The 24,358-nt window shown below is 40.0% G+C and carries 17 protein-coding genes; 9 read left to right on the forward strand and 8 right to left on the reverse strand.

The genetic code is table 11. The annotated features are described in order from the left end of the window. Positions 1–21: 21 nt before the first annotated feature. Genes HMPREF9144_RS07735 through lysS form a run of 3 tightly spaced genes read right to left on the reverse strand, consistent with a single transcriptional unit; the run spans position 22 to position 4,142 of the window. The gene (locus HMPREF9144_RS07735; protein WP_006045388.1) at positions 22–1,368 is read right to left on the reverse strand and encodes a glucose-6-phosphate isomerase; all 1,347 of its coding nucleotides are present in this window, start codon (positions 1,366–1,368) and stop codon (positions 22–24) included. 7 nt (positions 1,369–1,375) lie between these two features. Next, positions 1,376–2,371, reverse strand: a complete 996-nt coding sequence (locus HMPREF9144_RS07740) for an NAD(P)H-dependent glycerol-3-phosphate dehydrogenase (protein WP_040595658.1) — start codon at positions 2,369–2,371, stop codon at positions 1,376–1,378. A 40-nt stretch (positions 2,372–2,411) separates the two neighbouring features. Then, positions 2,412–4,142, reverse strand: coding sequence for a lysine--tRNA ligase (gene lysS, locus HMPREF9144_RS07745; RefSeq protein ID WP_006045390.1), 1,731 nt, complete (start codon positions 4,140–4,142; stop codon positions 2,412–2,414). A 362-nt stretch (positions 4,143–4,504) separates the two neighbouring features. On the opposite strand from lysS, the gene HMPREF9144_RS07750 reads away from it, so the two are divergent. The 7 genes from HMPREF9144_RS07750 to HMPREF9144_RS07780 all read left to right on the forward strand — a co-directional run bounded on the left by HMPREF9144_RS07750 (position 4,505) and on the right by HMPREF9144_RS07780 (position 13,311). Continuing rightward, complete coding sequence (locus tag HMPREF9144_RS07750) at positions 4,505–6,256, forward strand: M6 family metalloprotease domain-containing protein (protein ID WP_006045391.1); 1,752 nt, start codon at positions 4,505–4,507, stop codon at positions 6,254–6,256. Positions 6,257–7,201: 945 nt separating this feature from the next. Further along, entirely contained in the window at positions 7,202–7,621 is a 420-nt protein-coding gene (locus HMPREF9144_RS07755; RefSeq protein WP_006045392.1) for a PaaI family thioesterase, read from the forward strand. Between the two features lie 19 nt (positions 7,622–7,640). Continuing rightward, on the forward strand, positions 7,641–8,657 hold the full coding sequence (locus HMPREF9144_RS07760; protein ID WP_006045393.1) for a chorismate-binding protein: 1,017 nt from the start codon (positions 7,641–7,643) through the stop codon (positions 8,655–8,657). Positions 8,658–8,672: 15 nt separating this feature from the next. Then, on the forward strand, positions 8,673–10,358 hold the full coding sequence (menD, locus tag HMPREF9144_RS07765) for a 2-succinyl-5-enolpyruvyl-6-hydroxy-3-cyclohexene-1-carboxylic-acid synthase (RefSeq protein WP_006045394.1): 1,686 nt from the start codon (positions 8,673–8,675) through the stop codon (positions 10,356–10,358). A 1-nt stretch (position 10,359) separates the two neighbouring features. Next, positions 10,360–11,187, forward strand: coding sequence for a 1,4-dihydroxy-2-naphthoyl-CoA synthase (menB, locus tag HMPREF9144_RS07770; RefSeq protein WP_006045395.1), 828 nt, complete (start codon positions 10,360–10,362; stop codon positions 11,185–11,187). 5 nt (positions 11,188–11,192) lie between these two features. Then, positions 11,193–12,230 (forward strand): o-succinylbenzoate synthase, encoded by a 1,038-nt coding sequence (locus HMPREF9144_RS07775; RefSeq protein WP_006045396.1) that lies wholly within the window; start codon positions 11,193–11,195, stop codon positions 12,228–12,230. Positions 12,231–12,300: 70 nt separating this feature from the next. Then, the gene (locus HMPREF9144_RS07780) at positions 12,301–13,311 is read left to right on the forward strand and encodes an AMP-binding protein (RefSeq protein ID WP_006045397.1); all 1,011 of its coding nucleotides are present in this window, start codon (positions 12,301–12,303) and stop codon (positions 13,309–13,311) included. 382 nt (positions 13,312–13,693) lie between these two features. On the opposite strand, the gene HMPREF9144_RS07785 is transcribed toward HMPREF9144_RS07780, so the two are convergent. The 5 genes from HMPREF9144_RS07785 to HMPREF9144_RS07805 form a co-directional block, all read right to left on the reverse strand. Next, entirely contained in the window at positions 13,694–16,531 is a 2,838-nt protein-coding gene (locus HMPREF9144_RS07785) for a putative LPS assembly protein LptD (protein WP_006045398.1), read from the reverse strand. A gap of 102 nt (positions 16,532–16,633) precedes the next feature. Further along, positions 16,634–17,173: an HD domain-containing protein gene (locus tag HMPREF9144_RS07790; RefSeq protein WP_006045399.1), complete on the reverse strand. Its 540-nt coding sequence runs from the start codon at positions 17,171–17,173 to the stop codon at positions 16,634–16,636. Beyond that, the gene (locus tag HMPREF9144_RS07795) at positions 17,170–17,718 is read right to left on the reverse strand and encodes a HEAT-like fold family protein (RefSeq protein ID WP_040595420.1); all 549 of its coding nucleotides are present in this window, start codon (positions 17,716–17,718) and stop codon (positions 17,170–17,172) included. The genes HMPREF9144_RS07790 and HMPREF9144_RS07795 overlap by 4 nt, the downstream gene beginning before the upstream one ends. 176 nt (positions 17,719–17,894) lie before the next feature. Continuing rightward, complete coding sequence (locus HMPREF9144_RS07800) at positions 17,895–19,670, reverse strand: hydroxymethylglutaryl-CoA lyase-like TIM-barrel protein (RefSeq protein ID WP_006045401.1); 1,776 nt, start codon at positions 19,668–19,670, stop codon at positions 17,895–17,897. Positions 19,671–20,612: 942 nt separating this feature from the next. Beyond that, positions 20,613–22,307, reverse strand: coding sequence for a putative transporter (locus HMPREF9144_RS07805; RefSeq protein WP_006045404.1), 1,695 nt, complete (start codon positions 22,305–22,307; stop codon positions 20,613–20,615). Between the two features lie 193 nt (positions 22,308–22,500). On the opposite strand from HMPREF9144_RS07805, the gene HMPREF9144_RS07810 reads away from it, so the two are divergent. After that, positions 22,501–23,046, forward strand: coding sequence for a TFIIB-type zinc ribbon-containing protein (locus tag HMPREF9144_RS07810; protein ID WP_006045405.1), 546 nt, complete (start codon positions 22,501–22,503; stop codon positions 23,044–23,046). A gap of 55 nt (positions 23,047–23,101) precedes the next feature. Next, positions 23,102–23,929 carry a DnaJ domain-containing protein gene (locus HMPREF9144_RS07815; protein ID WP_006045406.1) on the forward strand — a complete coding sequence of 276 codons (828 nt, stop codon included), beginning with the start codon at positions 23,102–23,104 and terminating at the stop codon, positions 23,927–23,929. The last annotated feature ends 429 nt before the right edge of the window (positions 23,930–24,358 follow it).

Below are 24,358 nucleotides of genomic sequence, written 5' to 3' on the forward strand. Positions count from 1 at the left end.
TAGTATTGGGCATTGCTGTGTTTATAATCGTTTCCTTATTGCTTTGCTCTCTTCCTCGTAACCTGGTTTGTCAAGCAGAGCAAACATATTCTTTTTGTAGGCTTCTACACCTGGTTGATTGAATGGATTTACCTGTTGAACCAAACCACTGATACCGCAAGCCTTCTCAAAGAAGTAAATAAGCTGTCCTATATAATACTCGTTCAGCTTTGGAATACTAATACGAATGTTTGGAACACCGCCATCAACGTGTGCAAGGCGTGTACCTAACTCCGCCATTTTGTTTACTTCGTCTACACGTTTACCCTCAAGGAAATTAAGCCCATCAAGGTTTTCTTCATCGTGTGGGAATAACAACTTCTTGTTAGGCTCCTCAATAGAGAGTACTGTTTCAAATATAGAACGTTCGCCTTCCTGTATCCATTGTCCCATAGAATGCAAGTCGGTGGTAAAGTCGCAAGCAGCTGGGAATATACCTCTTTGGTTCTTTCCTTCGCTTTCTCCGTAGAGTTGTTTCCACCATTCAGCCAAGAAGTGTAGTTTAGGTTGGAAGTTAGCCATTATCTCTATTTTCTTTCCACCTTCAGAATAGAGTGCCTGACGAACGGCTGCATAGCGTGCTGCAATGTTCTGACCAAACGGAACATCTACGCCAATAGCATTTTCCATATCTTGTGCACCCTTCACAAGCTGCTGAATATCGAAGCCTGCTACTGCTATAGGCAACAAGCCAACTGGTGTAAGCACAGAGAAACGACCGCCAACATTATCAGGAATAACAAAAGTTTTATATCCTTCGCGTGTTGCTGCAGTACGTGCTGCACCTTTTACTGCGTCAGTAATGGCAACGATAACATCTTTTGCGTCTTCTTTTCCACGTTGATTTTCGCATTGTTTTTTCAATAAACGGAAAGCGAGAGCTGTCTCTGTGGTTGTTCCTGACTTTGATATATTGATGACACCAAAACGTTTATCTTTCAAGAACTCTGTGAGTTCGTATAGATAATCTTCACTGATGTTGTTTCCTGCATAGAGAATTGTTGGATTCTCATTATTCTTTAAGAGCCATGCAAAACTATTACTGAGAGCCTCAATAACAGCACGTGCGCCTAAATAAGAACCTCCAATGCCAGCAACTACAACATAGTCGCACTTTGCACGCAATGTATTGGCTACATTGTTTATTTCGTTTATAAACTCATCTGTAATACTTGTAGGTAAATGCAACCAACCTAAGAAGTCGTTACCAAGGCAAGTTCCTTTTTCTAATGCCTCTTGAGCAGCAGCCACTTGTGGTGCATACGCCTCTACTGTACCAGGATTTAACACCTGGGTAGCCTTTGAAATGTCTAATTTAATACTTTCCATTTGTATGTTATCTGAACGAATCTGTTAATAATTTAATCTCTACTTTTGGGCTTATACCCTCGTATAATATGTTGTAAACAGCATCTAAGATAGGCATATTCACATGCAGATGACGATTAATTTCTTTCATACATTTTGTTCCGAAATAACCTTCGGCTATCATTTCCATCTCCATTTGTGCCGACTTAACACTGTATCCTTTACCTATCATCATACCAAACGTGCGGTTACGACTAAAGTTACTGTAACCCGTAACGAGTTGGTCGCCAAGATAAACACTGTCTATCATACTGCGCTTTATAGGATTTATACTCGTAAGCAAGCGTTCCATCTCTTGCATAGCATTCGATATGATGACTGCTTGAAAATTGTCTCCGTATTGTAACCCCGAACAAATGCCCGATGCAATAGCATAAACATTCTTTAGAACTGATGCATATTCAATGCCCAGTACATCGTGCGAAACTTTTGTTTTAACGTAATTGGAAACCAATACATCGGTTAGAGCGCGGGCTTTCTCTGTATCTGTACACCCTACAGTAAGATATGTAAGTCGTTCCATTGCCACTTCTTCTGCGTGCGATGGTCCGCCTATCACGGCTAAGTTATTTTCTGGTACCTTCACAACTTTGTGAAAGTATTCCGAACAAACTAAATTTTCATCAGGAACAATGCCTTTTATTGCCGTTACAATAAACTTCTCGTGCAGTTTATGCTTTACTTTCTTAAGAATACTCTTTAAGTAAGGCGATGGTGTTACAAATATAAGAGTGTCGTAATCTTGTACTAAACGATTAATGTCTGACGACAAACGTATCTCGCTAGTATCGAAATGAGCACTTGTTAGATACGTGGGATTATGCCCCAACTTTCGAAATTGCTCTATGGTTTCGTCGCGTCGAAAGTACCAACCTATGTGGTGAGTGTGCTCAACCACAATCTTTGCAATAGCTGTTGCCCAGCTTCCGCTTCCGATGATTGCTATATTTCCTACGTCGTACATAATGCTTCTATAGTAAACGGAGTTATCTTCCCTTTCGTTTTTATTGTGCTTTGTCAATCCATTGTTGAATTTCATCAACCGATGGCTTGTCGTACCCCAACTTATATTTCTTGTTTATCTCGCCTATTTTTTGCTGTAAGCCTTGCGCTTTCTCGTCTTTAATGTTCTGAATAAGATTGAAACCACACTTACGAAGTACGTAAACCCAATCTTCTGGTACACCTATCTCTGCCCATTCTTTGATGCTGCTTTGTGGAACTTTTGCCTCTGGCTTCATTTGCGGGAAGAGTAATACCTCTTGGATATACTCTTGTCCAGTCATTAACATAACTAAACGGTCTATACCAATACCTATACCAGATGTTGGAGGCATACCATATTGAAGTGCACGGAGGAAGTCTTGATCTATAATCATAGCCTCATCATCTCCGTTGTCAGCTAATCGCATTTGCTCTTTAAAACGCTCCTCTTGGTCTATTGGATCATTCAGTTCTGAGTAAGCATTGGCTAATTCCTTACCGTTCACCATTAACTCGAAGCGTTCGGTTAGTCCTGGCTTAGAGCGATGCATCTTTGTGAGTGGAGACATTTCTACAGGATAGTCTATAATGAATGTTGGCTGTATGAATGTTCCTTCACAAAACTCACCAAATATTTCGTCAATTAGCTTACCTTTACCAAAGCTACTGTCGATACCTTCGAGTTTTAATTCATTCACAGCTATGTTACGAATTTCTTCTTCTGTCTTACCATCAAGATCGAAACCTGTCTTCTCTTTAATAGCATCGAGTATTGGAAGACGGCGGAATGGTGCTTCAAAACTGATGATGTGATCGCCCACTTTTACTTCAGGCTTACCATTCACAGCTATACAAATCTTTTCTATCAGCTTTTCAGTAAAGCTCATCATCCAGTTATAATCTTTATACTGAACATAAAGTTCCATACATGTAAACTCTGGATTATGGAAGCGATCCATACCTTCGTTGCGGAAGTTCTTTCCAATTTCGTATACACCTTCGAATCCACCTACAATTAATCGCTTCAAATAAAGTTCTGTGGCTATACGCATATACATTTCTGTATTCAGTGCATTAAAGTGTGTAATGAAGGGACGAGCACTAGCACCACCTGCAATAGTTTGCAATGTTGGTGTCTCCACTTCTGTATATCCAGCATCATCAAAGAAACGACGCATTGTTCTCAATACTGTAGCACGCTTTTGGAACGTTTCTTTCACGCCATCGTTCACCACTAAATCTACGTATCTACGACGATAGCGAAGCTCGGGGTCGTCGAACTTGTCGTAAGCCACACCGTCTTTATACTTCACAACAGGCAACGGTTTCAAGCTCTTTGATAGTACAGTGAGTTCTTCAGCATGAATAGAAATTTCACCCATCTGTGTTTTAAACACGAAGCCCTTAATTCCGATGAAATCGCCAATGTCTAGCAGTTTCTTAAAAACAATATTATAAAGGTCTTTGTTCTCGCCCGGACAAAGGTCGTCGCGAGTAATATATACTTGTATTCTGCCTTTACTGTCTTGTATTTCTGCGAAAGACGCTTTGCCCATTACACGTTTACCCATAAGGCGACCTGCAATTACAACTTCGCGTTTCTCGTCTTCTGTAAATTCAGACTTTATATCCGTTGAGTAAGCATTAGTTGGAAACTCTGCTGCTGGATAGGGGTCGATGCCCATATTGCGCAATTCCTGCAAACTCTGACGGCGTACAATCTCTTGTTCTGATAATTCTAAAACGTTCATATATTCTATTAATCGAATTATAATTCTTATAGTCTGCAAATTTAATAAATTATTTGCAATTACTTGTTGTTTTTGCCTTTTTTATACCTTTATATGTGAGTTACGACTACATCGCTTTAATGGTAATGTAAAATAGTTCAAATAATATGTTCTGATTTGCTTTGATGCGTATACATTTTTTTAATGACAACTTTTAAAATGACTTTTCAAATGTATTATTTTATAGAATTATAACTTGTATTTACAGTTTGTAAATTTAAAAAGAATAAAATATTAGGCAAATTGCTCACTTTTTACCATATTTTTCGTACCTTCGCCACATATATAATCATTTTATGTAATTTATACAATAGAGAGAAAATATGAAAAAAATCTTATTATCAGTATTTTTGTCGGCCTCCATTTCACTACCGACACTTGCTGTTGGACCATTACCAAAAGTGTGGACAGTGAAACAAAGCGACAGTACAAGCATAAAGATAATGGTGAAAGGAGAAGGTGGACGCACAGTTTATTATGCATCGCTCGATGGTAAAATTATAGTAAAAGGTGCAAATAACGACTTCTATTATGCTGTTATAAACGATGGTAAACTGCAACCATCTACTTTTATAGCGCACGAGGCTGGCGACCGAACTGCCGAAGAGAGAGCTTTCTTAAACGAAGCTAAGACCGAAAGGAAGATGTATATGCTGAACAGTGTAGCTACACGTGCTCAACAGGCTATACCACGTAAGGCAATAAGTGCTTCCACAGCCGATGGCTTAGGCGAATATAACAAAACAGGAATGGGTGGTATTAACAGTATAGGAACCCCACTAGTTCCTGTCGTAATGGTAGAGTTTAGAGATAAAGAATTCTTACCTACAACTACACCAGAGAAGATGACACGCTACTATAACGAAGCTGGTTATCACGATGAGCCAGGCTGTGTGGGGTCTGTAAAAGACTTCTTCACATCGCAAAGTCGTGGTATGTTCGTGCCTACTTTCGAGGTGATTGGTCCGATAAAAGTTAATCATAGCTATGCATACTACGGTAAAGATGAAAGAACATCTGATTTGGTACGAGATGTTGTAAAGGAAGCCAAAGCGCAAAACATTAGCTTCGATAAGTTTAAAAACCCAAAAACTGGTCATGTTGAACTTATCTGCTTATTCTATGCTGGACGCGGACAAGCTACTGAAGACCCCTCGAAGCCAGGTTACGAGAACTATATTTGGCCACAAGAGCAAGATATTAACGAAACCATAGAAGGCATACCATTTAATTCTTACTTCGTTGGTAACGAACTAAACTATTATGGAACACTTATGGGAATGGGTGTATTCTGCCATGAGTTTGGTCACGCTTTAGGTTTACCCGACTTTTACAATACTGATCCTGCCGTTACTTTATCGCGCAATCCATTCGGCTATTGGTCTATTATGGACGCAGGTCCATACGTAAACAACGCTAATGCACCTATAGGCTATACAGCTTACGAGCGTTCTTACTTAGGTTGGCTGAAGTTAAAGGAACTAACCTCTCCTCAAACAGTAAAACTCGACCCCATATCAAATAAAGACGGTGAGTTGGCTGCTATTGTTCGTTCGCCACGAAATAGAAGCGAATACTTTATTTTGGAGAATAGAACTTCCGACACATGGTATCCAAAAGCATACAGAGAAAGAAGAACTAATGGGTATGATACGTTTACTTTTGGCGATGGTTTAATGCTCAGTCACTTCGCTTACGACAAACAATATTGGGAGTATAACAGTGTGAACACGGTTGACAACAAGATGCGTGCATACATTATTCCTGCCGATAACGAACAACTGAACTATAGTGCGCACAAAGAAAATTTGTACGGAGTAGAAAAGAAAAGCATAGACAAACTAGCATTCTACGATGGAGTTACTATACAAAACGCTGTACAAGGCATTGAGGTGAATGCCGACGGTACTATTGTTTTTGGCTATCGTCAGAACCCTACCGCCATAGAAAATATAACTGAGGCTACGGACGAAAATAAGGGCGATGGCTACTACTACGATCTACAAGGTCGCAGAGTACAGAACCCAACACGTGGCATTTATATTCACAACGGTAAAAAGATTGTAGTGAAATAACACTCACCATACATAGAATTGTATTTTATTAAACTCCTCCTTGTTCGATATGCTTATAACAAGGAGGAGTTTTTATTGTTGTTCTACCCATTGAAACTTCTCAATAGACAACAGATGAGTATATTTTGTAAAAAACGATAAGTGTGATAATTCCTACTCTTATATAACAACTTTATAGATAACACATTATTATTCAAGCATCTATAATAGCATCTGAATTAGAGCTTTGTAGAATAAGTAATCTCACAATCATCACCTAAATAATTATATTTTAGGTTCTACCATATAGCAACATAAAGGTTATAATTTTTTATGACGTCTAATTTGCAACTGACAGATATCTGTAACGATCGCGACAGACATCTGTAACGATCGTTACAGATATCTAAAATAATAGTACCTAATATCTATCAGATTTTTTTAAGCACCTAAAATATTCTATTTTATTTGATAGTAAACTGTATGCACCACTTATAAGCAATGGTAAGTAGTTAGTTATAAACAAGATATAAGAATACACAGCACACTATTTAATATAATTCCGTTGGGGTTCGAACCCAAGACCCACAGCTTAGAAAAATATCTAAAGAGAGAGACTCAAATTAGTGTAACTTTTTGTTTTATACAGTCTACTAATTTGCAGAAACATTTGTCTCATTAATAATACATTTAATAAAGTATTCCTATTTGCTATATATATCTTTTTCTGTATTCGTCTATTTGTCCACTTCTTCAACACACAAATATCATTTGGACTTATCTTAAATTTATTTGAGTTAAGTAGGCATTCGTACAGAGAATACTCTGTACAGAGTGTTTCTGAATAATAGAAATAGCCGTTTTAGTTTCATTATCTTACAGTTTATTGCTAACTTTGCAGTAACAGAGCTACTATTAGCTACTATTATCAGTCAGTAAACTAATCTATTTATACGAAAAGAGACAATGAACGTAGAAAAATATAGTACTATTTTAGAGAACGAAGAGGGACTGAGCCGTACTTTAGGAATGCACTTTATATCGACTCCCGAACCCGACACGCTAATGGCACGAATGGCTGTTGGCGATTGTAATCGTCAAACATTTGGCTTCCTTTCTGGCGGTGCTACGTTAGCATTGGCAGAAAATGTGGCGGGCTTAGGTTCAATGGTACTTTGCAATGGCAAGATGGCATTGGGTATAAACGTAAGCGGAAACCACGTAAAAGCCGTTCCTTATGGAGGTATGGTTACGGCTTATGCGCGTATTTTGCACCAAGGACATAAACTACACGTATGGCATATAGACGTGAAAGACAGTGAAGGAGAACTTATTTCATCGGTCCAGGTAACCAATTACATTGTTCATTCTAATAGGAAATTGTAATACAAGTAACCTCAAAAAGATGCATACGTTTGCTATTTATAGATTGCCTTTTGCCAAAGAATGCACAATGCTAATACAACATTCTGCCCCTTTGGTATTATCGTCGCTCGCCGAACTGGAAGGTAAAAAAGGCTTTGTTATAGCACCATTCAATGTGTCAGACAAATGCCCCATATTGCTTTTACAGCCCAACGAAGTGCGTACAATGCCCATAAAGCAAGTGCAATCTAAACCAAAAGAAAAGCAAAATGCAAGCGAGAACGAAGTCTACCGTATGCAATACCACAGAGACTTCGTTGCCTTTCACAAAGAATTAACAAACAATAGATTTGCTAAAATAGTACTGGCGCGTTGTGTACAAGAACAAATTCCACACAATTTAAAAACAGAAGAAGTTTTTTGGCAAGCTTGTAAAGAGTATCCACGTCAGTTCGTAGCTCTCTTTTCTACGCCACAATCAGGCACTTGGCTTATGGCAACTCCCGAAATACTACTTGACGGAGATGGCATAGAGTGGCGAACAATGGCTTTGGCTGGCACAATGCCATACAACGAGAATGGAACAGAATGGTCGGCAAAGAATAAAGCAGAGCAACAATACGTGTCTCTCTATATAAAGAGGTGCCTGAAATGCTATGCTGACGAAATAAAAGAGGAAGGACCATATACCACACAGGCTGCAAACTTGGTGCATCTGCGCACCGATTTTACGTTCAAACTGCGTCCTAATGCTACAGTAGGACAACTTTTACACAACCTTCACCCCACACCAGCAGTCTGTGGAATGCCTAAAGACGAAGCAAAGTCCTTTATTATGGCTAACGAATCTAACGAACGGCTTTATTATAGTGGCTTCGCAGGACCACTAAACTTAAATGGAAACACGCACCTTTATGTGTCGTTGCGTTGTATGCAAATGCAAACAAACACTTGTAAGCTATATGCTGGCGGAGGTATATTAAAAGAAAGCACGGAAGAAAGTGAATGGAAAGAAACCGAAGCTAAACTATCTGCAATGCAACAACTGCTTCGATGAAATATACAATAAAAGATGTTCAGCAATAAAGAGAACGTAAATATCCTAACAGCGTTGCTTGTTCAGCACAACATAACACAGGCGGTAGTTTGTCCTGGTTCGAGAAACTCGCCACTTGTACACAATCTTTGTGAATGCAAAGAGATAAAATGCTATCCCATAACCGATGAGCGTTCGGCAGCATTCTTTGCTTTAGGCGTTGCACAGGCAACTCACTCGCCCGTTGTAGTTTGCGTAACATCAGGGTCGGCATTGCTGAATGTCGCACCAGCTGTAGCAGAAGCATACTATCAAAACTTACCATTAATAGTTATTTCAGCCGATCGCCCACAACAATGGATAGGGCAATCGGACGGACAAACTATGCCACAGGTTAATGTGCTTGATCCGTTTGTGCGTAAAAGCATTCATCTTAACGAACCAAAAACAAAAGAAGAACATTGGTATTGTAACCGTTTGGTGAATGAAGCACTTATAGAGTGTAAACGATTTGCATTTGCGCCAGTACACATCAACGTACCAATAAGCGAACCATTGTTTCACTATAATGTGGCAACACTGCCTAAAGAACGATGTATTTCTGCTACATCTGTCTGCAACGATTATACAGCCGTAAATAATGTAGTATCAATGGTGCAACAAGCGCAGCGCCCACTGATAGTGATAGGACAGGAATCGTGGTGGGATATGACAGAGGTGAAAGTGGAATTAGCAAAACTACACCAACAAATAGTTGTAATACAAGACAAGCTTTCCAATGTTTCTGACACCACACCACAGTTCTTTGATGCAGCTATCGCTATTGTTAAAGACACAGAAGCATTACGTCCAGACCTTATTATATATATAGGAGGCACGATAGTGAGTAAACGCTGCAAACAATTCTTACGAAGTTGCACACCAACACACTCTATATTAGTAGATGCTCGTGGCGATATTCGCGACACATTTATGAACCTTACCACTGTAGTGCAATGCCAAAGCGCTACATTCATTAGAATATTGGCAAACAGTTTAGAGAGTTTTGCTACTTCTAATTTTTATAACGATTGGCAACAGACACTTAAAAACGCAGCAACCGTTGCGCAATCATACACTCCTACTTATTCTCAAATGTTAGCAGTGAAGCGTTTCCACACGCTGTTGCAACAGAATAACTATGCCAAAACATTCGTTTACGGAAACAGTTCGGCAGTTCGCTTGGGCAATTTTTATTCGTCTAACTTCATATTCGTAAATCGTGGAGTGAACGGAATAGAGGGTACGCTCTCCACAGCAGTAGGTATAGCAGCAGCAAACAAAGATAAGCGAATCTTCTGTGTTATAGGAGATCTAAGCTTTTTTTACGACCAGAATGCTTTATGGAATAGTAATCTGGGAGAGAATTTATCTATCTTGTTGCTAAATAATAATGGTGGTAGCATCTTCCAACAGTTGTCTGGATTGGAGAAATCAGCACACCGATATGCAATAATGGGGGCGAGTGCAAGCGTTACTGCTGAAGGTATATGCCAAACACATAATATAAACTACCTTTCAGCAGTTAATTCAGATGAATTGGAAAGTGGTTTATCATCGTTCCTCAACATCAGAGACAATTCAGCATTATTGGAGATTTTCACCAAATCTGAAGACGATGCCAAGGCGTGGAACACTTTTTACAAGCTATTAGAACAGAACAATAAATTAAAACAATCATAATATGGCTAACAGAGAATGGAAAACCATTGAAGGTTTCAACTTTAAAGAAATTCTTTTTGAGGAATATAATCACATTGCGAAGATAACAATCAACCGCCCACGCTATAGAAATGCGTTTACGCCGTTAACGGTTTGGGAAATGTCGCAGGCATTTGCATATTGCCGTGAGGCTTTAAATATTCGTGTAGTGTTGCTTACGGGAGCAGGCGATAAAGCATTTTGTGCAGGTGGCGATATGCATGTGAAAGGACGTGGAGGCTATGTTGGTGGCGACGGAGTTCCCAGACTAAATGTATTAGACGTACAAATGCAAATTCGCCGTTTGCCTAAGCCTGTCATTGCGATGGTAAATGGCTTTGCTATCGGTGGCGGACACGTGCTCCACGTTATGTGCGACCTAAGTATTGCATCTGAGAATGCTGTCTTTGGGCAGACTGGTCCGAAAGTTGGCTCGTTCGATGCTGGCTTCGGCGCTTCCTACCTTGCACGCATAGTAGGACAAAAGAAGGCTCGTGAAATATGGTTCTTATGTCGTCAATATACTGCTGTTGAGGCTGAGCGTATGGGTTTGGTAAATAAGGTTGTTCCTTTCAGTAAACTCGAAGATGAGTGTGTAGAGTGGGCAGAAACTATGATGGAACGTTCGCCATTGGCATTACGTATGATAAAAGCTGGACTGAATGCTGAATTAGATGGTCAGGCGGGTATTCAAGAACTTGCGGGCGATGCAACAATGCTATACTACACAATGGACGAAGCACAAGAAGGCGGACGTGCTTTCTTAGAGAAACGTAAGCCAGACTTTGACAAATATCCTCAATTTCCATAAGTGGAATGCGCAAAATAACGATTACTTCCAAGCTGTTACACTTTCTTCAGCCTGCAGAAACATCTCGTGGGGTGTACAATACACGTCTTAGTTTTTACTTAAAACTTACTTCTGACGAGCAACCTAACGTGGTGGGAGTGGGCGAATGTGCTACGTTGCCTGACCTTTCGTGCGATGCGATGCCACCAAACGAATATGAACGTAAGCTAAGAGCGTTTTGCGACGAGTACGAACGTACGGGAATAATTAATTATGAAGCTATGCGCCCCTACCCGTCTATGCTCTTCGGTATTGAAACTGCAGTGGCGCAATTTAATGCTAAAGGCAGTTTAAACTTCTTTGGTACGCCCTTCGGACGTGGCGAGGACGGCATTCCGATCAATGGTCTGGTATGGATGGGGACGTTCAATGAAATGTTTAATCGTATGGAAGAAAAGCTAAAGGCAGGCTACCATTGCGTTAAGCTCAAAATAGGAGCAATTGATTTTGAGCAGGAATTGCAACTGATACAACACATTCGTGCTTCTTTCAGCCGTAATGATGTTGAGTTGAGAGTAGATGCTAATGGCGGTTTCACACCTAAAGAAGCTCTTTCACGCATAGAAGCGTTGGCACAATACGACATTCATTCCATTGAACAACCCATTAAGCAACACCAATGGACAGAAATGGCACGGCTTTGTGCTGAAACGCCTTTACCTATAGGGCTTGATGAAGAACTGATTGGTGTTAACGATAAGCAAAAGAAGATTGAGCTATTGGACACTATCCGCCCTCAATACATTGTTTTGAAACCGAGTTTGCACGGCGGAATGGCTGGAACGAAGGAATGGATACAACTTGCTCGTGCAAGACACATTGGCTCTTGGATTACTTCTGCTCTCGAAAGCAATGTAGGGCTTAATGCTATTGCGCAACTAACAGCTCACATTTATGGCACAAACATACACCACGCGCAAGGTTTAGGAACTGGACAATTATTTGCCGACAACGTAAGAATGCCTTTAAAGGTAATTGACGATAAACTTTGGATAACGCAGTAACTGTATAATAGACTGTAAATATATATGTAAGAAAGGGCTGATAACAGCTCTTTTTAACAAGAAAACAACAATGACTTTAGAACAGTTCCTTAGCGAATGGCACAGCAAAGACCCTACTTTGCTGGTCCATACGAGTGGTTCTACAGGACTACCAAAACCGTTGCGCGTCGAAAAGACACGTATGCTGAATTCTGCACACATCACTTGCAACTTTCTTAATTTACACCCTAACGATACAGCCTTACTATGTATGCCGCTCGATTACATTGCTGGAAAGATGGTTGTGGTGCGTAGCATTGAGCGAAAATTGCAGCTGTTGAATGTGAAACCATCTGGACACCCCCTTTCTGATGCTTCTCTTGCTCAGCTATCAAATCCCGATACGCCCATTACATTTGCTGCAATGGTGCCTTTACAAGTGTTCAACACACTGCAAAACAGTAAGGAATGCGAGCGATTAAAGCGTATTCGTCATTTAATAATAGGTGGCGGGAGTATAGATGATAATCTTTCAGCACAGCTAAAGAACTTTCCGAATGCGGTATGGAGCACATACGGTATGACAGAAACACTTTCGCACATTGCTCTTCGCCGTTTAAATGGAAACGAAAGAAGCGACTGGTATACGCCATTTGATAGTGTAAAGGTGTCGTTAAACAGCAATGGCTGTCTGGTAATAGATGCCCCTGCCGTTTGTGCACAACGCTTAGAAACAAATGATATAGCAGAATTGCGACAATCGGACGATGGAAAACGAACAGAGTTTCGCATACTGGGACGCAAAGATAATACCATCAATACGGGTGGGATAAAAGTACAGATGGAAGAGGTAGAAAAGGCATTGCATACTTATATAGTTACTCCATTTCTAATAACAAAACGAAAGAATAAGAAGTTTGGCGAGGAAATAGTTCTACTAACAGAGGCTAATGACTTAGAAGAGATACGTAAAGTTTGTATGAAAGTATTGCCACGATATTGGCAACCTGCGCACTATCAGCACATAAATAGGCTACCAATAACCGAAACTGGTAAAATAGCACGTGCAAAAGCGCTACAAATGGTAGATACTAACTTATAAAGGTTGTAGTTTTCTATGATATCTAAAACGATCGTCTCAGATATCTGTCACGATCGTCTCAGACATCTGAGACAAACGTTACAGATATCTGAAACAAGAGTAAATGTAACAGACTGACTTTTATGGATATAAGAAACACTCAATTTGATTACTGTATAAACAGTAGTCGCAGCTTATAATTCCCTCGTCTATATTCTACTGAACCATTACAACTATAGCAGTATTGCCTAACTTATTGGGCACCGCTACAGAATATGATGAGCACAGAAGAACATTTTGCAACAATAAACAATTATAAGTTTACCCTATAAACTATAGGCTAGCCCTATTATATAAAAAGTAAGAAAAGCATCTATCTATTAGAGCTTTTGTCATTATTCCATTAATACCACTGAACAGCCTGTGTAATTCCACTACGCTTGTCGTATTTAAGAGCATCGGTAAGTGTTGATGCATTACAACGGAAAGTGAAATTATACGATGTATAAGGCGCTAACACGATAGAAGCACTCATATTGAAACAATGCAAATCGCGCGACAAACTAGCCGTAGTCATACTAATAGCGTGGTTGTCAAAGTCGTAACCGCTTGAGAAGTTTATATTCCAGCCATCACTAATGCGTATATTCCCACTAACATTCAGTGTTTGCGAGAATTTATAAGGATAGCGCATTCGCTTTTTATTAAACGTACCTTGTTGGTTTTCACGCATTGTTATACCATAACCAAATGTTAAAGACCATGGCATATTAAAGCGCATATAGCCGTCAGCATCGGTTTCGGCAATACTCCCTCCTGTCTTTTGCGCTGCATGTTTACCCTTCTCCATCGTGTCGTCCATATTCGACTCTATGTTAGGATCTGGACCTTCGTCATCATCTTTCTGCTTATCGCCAGACTTTGCTTTGCCACCACCAAACCATTTCTTTATCTTATCTGGGGTAAGCGTAAACGAGAAGTTTTGCGACATACCTTGGAAACGTGGTAACCTACCATATCCCCATTCGGTATGATTGCCAACAAACGGTTTGCCATTCGCATCTAACTCGTAAGCGTATGTGGCAAATTGAGCATTCATAGAGAAAGTATAGTTCTTCCACCATTTCAAACGAAGGCGCACACTAAGGTCGCTCCATCTATGCCAATCGGTTGCAGCGTTATACGACATAGATGCTCCAAGCTCATCAATGATACTAAGCTTCTTATAACCAGTGGAATCCTTATCGCTACGGATTTTCATTTCTATGTTATTACTAACGTCCCAAGTTATCATTTCAGTCTTCGTCTTTCCAGGCACACCATACATTGCTTCTTGAAATGGTGAATAGTCAACAAGCTTTACATTACCACTTGCATCAGTATATTGGTAGCTGGCATAGTATCCGTAGCGTGGTGCCCCGAAGTTAGGCGAATACGATAATGTTATTTGTGGCGTAATAACGTGGCGTATTGCTTGTATTTTATTACCAAATATCTTTTTGTTCGGAATCCAAAATCCATATAGCTTCGTACTGGCTGCAAGATTTAGCGACCAGTTATATATGTTATAGAAACCAGCTATAGTATCGCGTTTCTCTTGTGAATGCACATTATCCCAACTGCGCATAATCTTATTAGTATACATGCGGTCAGTGAAATTGAACGAAGGATTAAGATTGATATAGTTGAACAATGTAAAATTAGCTTGTATAGGGATATTGTGCTGAAAGCCATGCTTCCATTCTTTGGCAAAGTTAGCTCTCAGAATACGGTCTTCCTTACCAGCAATGGAGTTAGATAACTGACCAGTGTAGCTCATTGCTATTTTCTCATACCAACGCTCCTTGCCCATCGCTTTCTTGCGTTTAAATGGATAGAGGCGACTCAAACTAATATTAAGGTCGGGTAAGGTTAAATTAATGGTAGAGTCGCGCATACTTTGCGATAGGTTTACAGTAGTACTAATAGAAAGTCCAATATTAGGGAACTGTCGCGACCAGCTAACAGATGAAGTACGTGTAGACTGGCTCAACGTCTGCGGATTATACATACTGTTCAGGTTGTTGCGTTCGTAACTTGACGATGCAAAGTTCACGCTGGCAGCCAATGTACTGTTTGGGTTTGCTTTTGGGTCTTGCTGATGGTTCCATTGCAACTTAAAACTTCGTTCAGAAATATAGTCAGGCAATCCTTTATCGCCAGTTTTAGTATTCTGATAACTAAAGAGGAAAGACCCTGAATATTTATAGCGTTTACGGTAATTGCTTGCAGCACTCACGCCCCACGAGCCACGTGTGTATATTTCGCCTAAGAGTTTCAAATCCCATTTATCGCTGATGGCAAAATAATATCCACCATCACGAAGGTAGAAACCACGGTCGTTCTCCTCGCCATAGCTTGGCATAATGAAACCACTAGAATACTTCTTGGAGAATGGAAAAAAGCCGTAAGGTATTGCTAAAGGTAACGGAACATCGGCAACCACAAGATAGGCTGGTCCGAAAACAACGTCTTTACCAGGACGAACCTTTGCACGCGAAAGAGCTATGTAGAAATCTGGGTGCGGCTTATCGCATGTTGTATAGCGACCGTGCTGAATATAAACAACGCCAGAAGAGTCGCGTTTGGCTCGCTCGCCAGTTAAGAAGCCATCGTCTTGAGCTGTGTACACTCCTTTTATCATTCCACGCTTCGACTTAATGTTAAATGCCATTGAGTCGCTAGTATATTCTTGACCACTAAGTGTAAACTCTGGCTTTCCTTTTATACCACCTTCTGCTGTAGAGTCAGTAGTTCCATTGGCTCGCACAAGATTACTATCTAAGTTCATAGAAACATTGTCGCTGCTAAGTTTCATATTCTGATAGTTCATCTTTGCAGAGCCATACAGATGCGCTACACGTGTCTTTGCATCGTAAACGAGTGAATCGTCTGCCGAATATGTTACAGGAGCTTCTATTCCATTCGATTTCGATTTCATTATACTATCAACACGAATAGAATCGTCTATAGCTTTATTGTGCTTATAAATGGCGAGTTGCAACGAGTCCATTTGTGTGGTATCAATCGTTGTCTGCACTGTGTCTGCACTTTTTTGCAATGGTTTTAGGCGTTTAGCACCTGTTACATTGCTTTCGCTAACAGCATTAATAAAAGGTAAGAGAAGAGAAGATACGACAGAAGATGCCATTGCGAATGCTATGACAAACGTAAAAATGAATATGAGTATCTTTGCTTTCATTACCTAATTGCGTACAAAATTACGCAAATAATAGAATAAATAGTGGCTATTTCTTTATTTTAACTTTTTATGGGTTCAACCTCAATCGACCATTAGGAACGCTTAGGACTCAAAGCAATGATGCCAAGCTGTAAACCGTTCTACCCCATCGCTGCCAAACTTCTCCAAACTCTTTACAGCTTGTTCGAATGTCTTTTCTACATCTAAATGGGTTTTGGAAAAGAACTTGTCGGCATAGCAAATCAGCTTTTCTTCTTCCGTTTCGGGCAGAAAGTCTTGCGGAGGCAAGGGTATCCCCTGCTCTACTATCTCTTTTTGGGTAAGTCCTGCACCTGTATGGCGTTCGCAGACACGTGCGTGGCGTGGGTAGCCCTCGCGCCTTAACAGTTCAGCACCTATGCGTCCATGGCACACATAAGGTTCTTCGCCAAAGCACTGAATGCTCGGAGCATTGCACTTGAATATGCCTATGTCGTGCAGCATAGCCGCTTCTTCCACAAACTGCCTATCGAGTTGCAATTCAGGGTGTAGGTCTACAAGTGCCAATGCCTTGTCGGCAACACTCCGACTGTGTACCAACAATATCTTTTTAAGTTCGTTTTCTTCGGGATAATACTTATCTATGATGGCTTGATAGTTCATTCTGATTTATGTTTTTTCTTGCTCTTTGCTATCGCTTGCAATACTTTTGTCCGTGCACACTTCAGTCCTGGCGACAAGGGCACACCGTCGTAAGAATGCAATATCGCTTCCAACTCTTGCAAAAGCTCTGGGAAAAACCTGCATTGCTGGAAAGACAGATAGATGCTGAGCGACTTTATGCCTACTGTTTGGGCAGAACTTGTAATGTTATCAAGACAGAAATCGAGGAAAGGAGTTGCTATTTCCTCTTCCGAAAAGGGCTGTCTTAAAATAATCGTAAGCAACAAACGCAGTTTCGTAGCATTGGAAGTGCGCATTGCTTCTGTCATAATGAGTTGTTTTCTGCTATTCAGCTGTTCCCGTCCCGCTTTGTTAAAATGGCTCATTATCCAAGCTACATTCTCTGCAACTCTCGCTTCTTCATCGTATAAGAGTTGGAAGAACTCGCCAAATTCACGGTCGTCGAAAGAAGACTGAGCCATAGATGCAAAGTGTTTGACCTCTTCTCCGTATATTCTTTCTGCTAACCGACTACGTAAATCCATACTCTTAAAACAACAATGGCATAAAACTTGGCTTCCAATAAACTTGTATTCGTTCCTGTCTACAATGCTATTTCCCTGCTCGTATAAAAAGAAAAACGATTCATTCACAGAACATGAAAGCGTTTAAGTCTTATAATTTGTGAATGAATCGTAGTTATCTTATTTAACTAAAGTCCTTACTTTTCGTTTCTCTGGATATATGCAAGCACATCACCCTTATTAATTTTAGAGCCTTGTTTTGCATTTATTTCTACCAACTTACCACCCAATGCGGCAGGTATTTCTACAAATTCGCCCCACGGAGCAAGAATGTAGCAGAACTTCTCGCCTTCTTTGTATTCTTTACCAATAAATGGCTCTACTGCAGGAGCGGCTTCACCATCACCTTGGAATTCCCAGAACACTTGTCCTTTAACGGGTGCTACAATGGCATCTGCTTTTGCGTGCTTAAATGCTGTTGCCTCTTCTATGCTAACTTTAGCACCAAGCTTAGCGTCCTTAGCCTTCTGCAAATCTGCTAAGAAATTCTTTTTAGCCTGACCGCTCTTATAGTTGCGATACTGTTCTGGGTGCATAGCTAGTTCAAAGAGTTCTTCATCGTCTTGTCCGTACTCCCAACCGTTTTCGTCCATTTCTTTGCGGAAGCTGTCTAATGCGTTTGGTAGCAAAGTATGTGGGTCGGCATCGGTAAATTCATAACCTTTTTGTTTCGCTAACTCTACAAGTTCGTCGGCTATTTTACCAGGAACTTTACCACTCTTTCCAAGTATCATTCCCCACATAGAGTCGTCCATCATTGCAAAGCGACCTTTTCCCTGCTCAATAGTAAGAAGGTTCATCAAGGCAATGTTCTTAGTGTATTGAGAGAACGGTGTTACCAATGGAGGATAGCCTACACGAGGCCAAACGTATGCTACTTCGTCGAAGAGCTTCACTAATAGGTCGTCTAACGATAGTTCTGGTTCGCCCTTCTTCTTACGAAGGTTGTTTATGGTGGTGTGAATACCGCCAAGGTCTGCCATCATAGAACCCATCATACCACCAGGCAAACCACATTCTAACAATAGCGAACTGCTTATCTTGTTTTTAGGGTTAATGAAGTAGCCCAACCATTCATCTATGAATTCTTGTGTCATAGCACGCGCCTTCATATATGCGTCCATATTTATTTCGGGAACATCGAAACCTGCGTTCTTCAGCATACTCTGCACCGAAATTACGTCTGGATGCACCATTCCCCAAGATAATGGTTCGATTGCTACATCAAGTATGTCGGCACCGTTCTTTGCTACTTCGAGCATTGATGCCATTGACAAGCCCGGACCAGAGTGACCGTGATATTCTATAATAATATTTGGGTGTTTGTCTTTTATCATCTTGGTAAGTTTGCCAAGGAATGCTGGCTGTCCGATACCTGCCATATCTTTCAAACAGAGTTCTTCGGCACCTGCCTCAATCTCTTTATCTGCCAATTCGCAGTAGTACTCTAAAGTGTGTACGGGCGAAGTGGTAATGCAGAGTGCAGCTTGTGGAATCATTCCTGCCTCTTTAGCCCACTTTATAGAAGGTGCGATGTTACGAATATCGTTCAAACCATCGAAGATACGAGGAATGTCTACACCTTGCGCATGCTTCACACGGTACATCATGGCACGAACATCATCGGGCACTGGATACATACGTAGTGCGTTCAAACCACGGTCGAGCATGTGTGTTTGTATACCAGCATCGTGTAATATCTTTGTATATGCACGGACAGATTCGTTTGGATTTTCGCCTGCAAGCAAATTAACTTGTTCGAATGCGCCTCCGTTTGTTTCTACGCGAGCAAAACAGCCCATTTCTACAAATACTGGGGCAATGCGCACTAACTGGTCTTTGCGTGGCTGAAACTTACCTGAACTCTGCCACATATCTCGATAAATGAGACTAAACTGAATTTTCTTTGCCATCTTTTATACTTTATTCTTTCTTCTTGTTCTTGTCTAAAATATGTAATGCGCACGAGCATTACAGTGTGCAAAATTAGATAAAAAATATTATATTGCGGTATAATAGCCCATTTTTTTACAAATATTGGCTAAGTACCAACTTAATGGGACTATGGCAAAAAAACATACGAATGTATGCCACAAGTGCATATAAGTTATGACTTATAAACGGTTTCTCACCCAATAACATATTAGAGAATAGACTGATTTTGTGCTATGGGGCTGCAGATTTATTAACTTTATAATAGAGGTATGGCAAGCTACGTAAAGTTAAAAAGGCAATAAAGATTGCTGACAAGAAAACAACAAATGAACACAAGAGAAATGAGATGAGAATATTTTAGAAAAGCGTGTGCTGTAATAACTTTCTGTTTTATGCCAATAAGTTTTAAGCAACACACTGCTAACCAGTAGTTTATATTAATATTTAAATCGACATATTACAGAATAAATACTTCCATTATCCGCATCTGAGTAAATATCTTTTATGTGCTATTATGTAAGTCTATAAAGGCTGCAATTTGCTATGACGTCTAAAACGCTACTGACAGATATCTGAGACGAACGTGACAGATATCTGTAATGAACGTAACAGATATCTAAAACAGAAGTAGAACTACACCCAACCGTTTCTCCCAAACATTTAGGCACTCAATATTATTAATGTGTAAACAGTAGTGCTGCTTATAAACTCTCCAGCTATTTTTATGCGAAAGCGAAGAATATTATAAAAGGTATAAAAAGAAAAGGTATGCCAAACGTTTGTAAGGCATACCTTATATTATTAATTATAAAAAATAAACGAATTAAATTTGTTATATTCTTCCTACGCTTGTGCTATCGTTCCACAGCAACACAGCTACTATTTAAGCTGAATGCTATTGGCACTGCAAAAGCAATAGGCTAAGCGCCACAACAGAAAAGTATTATAAGTTGGGCTACAAGTATTCTGAGGAACATACTCAGTGGATAAACCGTAGAGTAGCCTAAGGCTGGTGCTTCTACGCTACAAACAGAGTTAGCGTATGCCAATGCTGGTGGGTCGGTGTAGGCACCTGCTATTGCACCCATTACGGTAAAATAGTTGAGCTTATATTTCAGACGAGCAATGGTACCTACTATAAGAATAGGAATAATGGTGATTAAGAAGCCCGTGTAAACGTATTTCAATCCATCGCCCTGAACCACTGTGTCCCAGAACCCTGCTCCGGCTTTAATACCCACTGATGCTAAGAATAGTGCTAAGCCAATTTCGCGTAACATCATGTTTGCAGACGTAGTAGTATAGGTTACAAGTTTCATACGATGGCCAAACCTTCCAAGCAAAATAGCTATAATAAGCGGACCACCAGCCAAACCCAACTTCAATGGAACGGGCATTCCAGGAATTGCCAAAGGCAAACTTCCAAACAGAATACCTACTACGACACCCACGAATATGGTGGCAATGTTTGGTGCATTCAACCGTCTTTCTGAGTTTCCCATCAGCTCAGCCACACGCTGCACATTTTCTTCAAAACCTACAACCATAATTCTGTCGCCCACCTGAAAACGATAGTTATTGCTTGCAAACAAGTCCATACCCTGACGGCTAATGCGTGTTACATTTACACCGTATACAGAGCGGAAGTGTAGCTTGCTAAGCACCTTACCATTCATACCACTGTTGGTTACAACAATACGGCGACTCACCATTTGCTGTGGTTGTTCTTCTTCATGCCAGTCCACGTCTATTTGTGGTCCAATAAATGCAGCAACAGCTTCGGCATCTGCTTCAGCACATACAATCAGAATTTCATCATTAACGTGGAATACAGTGTCCGTAGATGGTATCGACAACTCTCCATTGTGCATTAAACGTGTGCAAACAACATCACGATTCAAGAAGTTGGTTATTTCTTGCAGAGTTCGTCCACCTATATACGAGTTCTCTACACGTAAATACATAGTGTGGGGTTTAGCATTAGGATTGTCGCCTTCTGCTTCGGTTAAAAGTGCATTTTCCTTATCTATGTCTACTTTACATATAAAGCGAATAGCTAATGTTGCACCAATAATACCAATAACACCCAATGGATAGGCGCAAGCATAACCCGAAGCAATATCGAAATTCATACCATTAGGAAACACGCTGTACAAAGCTTCCTTTGCAGCACCAAGCCCAGGAGTGTTTGTTACCGCACCATACATTGTTCCCACCATCATAGGTAGATTCTTATGATCGGTAGTGTCGAAAAAGGCAAAGTAGCAAGAAAACATAACAAGCACATTCAGCAAAATGGCTAAACATGCCAACAAATTCAGTCTCAATCCTCCTTTTCCAAAGCTCTCAAAGAAACCTGGTCCGACTTGCAGACCTATCATAAACACAAACAGAATAAGACCGAAGTCTTGCAAAAAGTTAAGTGTTCCCGTTGGTCCAGTAAAGCCTATATGCCCTGCCAAGATACCTACAAAGAGAATAAAAGTAACGCCAAGCGATATTCCGCCTACCTTTATTTTCCCAAGATAAACACCTAACGAAATAACCAAAGAATAGAGTAACACTATATGGGCTACACTATCGTCAGTAGTAAATAATTTAATTAACCAGTCCATAAATACTTATTTAATGGTGCAAAGATACTTATTTTAGTTAGAATAAAAAGAAATATACTGTCTATTTTGTATATCAATAGTCAATTATCAATATCTATATTATCACAGATTGATTTAAAATAATATACAAAATAGCAACCTTATAGGCTTCTTCTTTTCTCAAATAAAAGATTTTTTATAATTTTGCGCCATTATGGAATATAAGATTAGGTGTAACAAATGTGGCGATGTCTTCAAAGCAAGCACAGAACGCCAAGGATTACAAAAAGTGCGATGCCCCTATTGCGGTAGTGTGCTAAACTGCCAATTGGGTAATGGTAAACCCTTCAGAACACAAGCAAGAGCTGTGATTCCCATAACTGATGCTAGAAAAATAGACGCAAAAACAACAGAAACACAGCCAACAGCAAAAGCTAAATTTCTAAAGATGGCAACAGCCGATATGCTTCAGGCTGCCAAAGCAAAAATAAGTAGCCAGTCGCTACACGCATCGGCATTGGCAGCAACAACAGCAGCGGCTACATCGGAATACATTGCAAAATCGTCGTCGAAACTAAAAGCATTCCAAGAAAAATACAAAGACGGCGATTTGTGGATATTCTTTGTAGGTAGCTTCATATTTATCCTATCGGTTTTTGTTGGCTTATATCTGCTATCGGTACTTACAAACGTTATTTACGATAGTCATCTGTGGCTATTCAAAAAGTATATAGAATTTAAAAACACAATAGGCTTTTAACTATTTGGCACGCTTTTAGCATTCACACAATAGCAAATAAATAGAACAAAAGGTTATGGCATTAGGAAAATGGATAGGCAGTGCACTCGGCTGGATATTAAGTGGTGGTAATGTTTTAGGTGCAATTGCAGGATACTGCATAGGAAGCCTGCTAAGCGATGCTACAAGCACTGCGGAAAGAGAAAATGGTTTCAACGGAAACGGAAATACATTTAGAAACGACTATTCGGACACGCAATTTAATCAACGTCCATTCGAAGAAGACCGTAATTCGTTTCTCTTCTCAATGCTTGTACTCTCATCGTATATTATAAAAGCTGATGACAAAATAATGCATTCAGAAATGAATTGCGTTAGAAACTTTCTACGCAACAACTTTGGCGAACAGGCTGTTCGGCAAGGCGAAGATATATTGCTAAAGCTATTCGAAATGCAAAAACAACAGGGTGCCACTACATTCAAAGAAACTATACGCAAAAGTTGTGTGGAAATATCATTCCACATGAACATTGGACAGCGCTTACAACTGCTCGACTATCTTATTATAATAGCTAAAGTTGATGGTACCGTAAGTCCGGAAGAGGTGTATGCCCTGAAAGAAGTTGCAACCTATCTTGGACTTTCGGCACAAGATGTAGACTCAATGCTGAATATGGAAGCCTCTTCCAATCAACAAATAGGGCTCGATGAAGCATACAAAATATTGGGAATATCGCCGAATGCTACCAACGACGAAGTGAAAGCTGCGTATCGTAAAATGGCACTAAAACATCACCCCGACCGCGTAAGCACCTTAGGCGATGACATTCGCGAGGCTGCCGAAAAGAAATTCCAAGAGATAAACAATGCTAAAGAGCGTATATATAAAGCCCGTGGACTTTAACCGAATTTATAAATATAGGTGGGAGAATTGTAGGCTGTGCCTATTGCCTACACACTAACAAAATGGAATGCCGCTAATGTTTATAAAAGTCTGCTAAATATTGGCGCTATTTTTTTAGATATCTGTAACGTTCGTTTCAGATGTCTGTCAGTTGCGTCTCAGATATCTGTAACGTTCGTTTTAGATGTCTATCATTTTCAACTTAAATATCACATCAAATTACAACCTTTGTTATCTCATATTCTAATACTCGAAATATATTTATCCTGCTGTGTAATACGAACTCCCCTATTCTGCATTATTTTGATTTTAATATCATAATAAGCACCTAACCAACAATATGTTGCTCGATATTATATTATATAGAAAAGAATATCTGTATAATCATCTTCTTTCTCAAAATATCTTCACCCTTTCTACACCTACTCC

It is taken from the genome of Prevotella pallens ATCC 700821 (assembly GCF_000220255.1).
Classification (GTDB): Bacteria; Bacteroidota; Bacteroidia; order Bacteroidales; family Bacteroidaceae; genus Prevotella; species Prevotella pallens.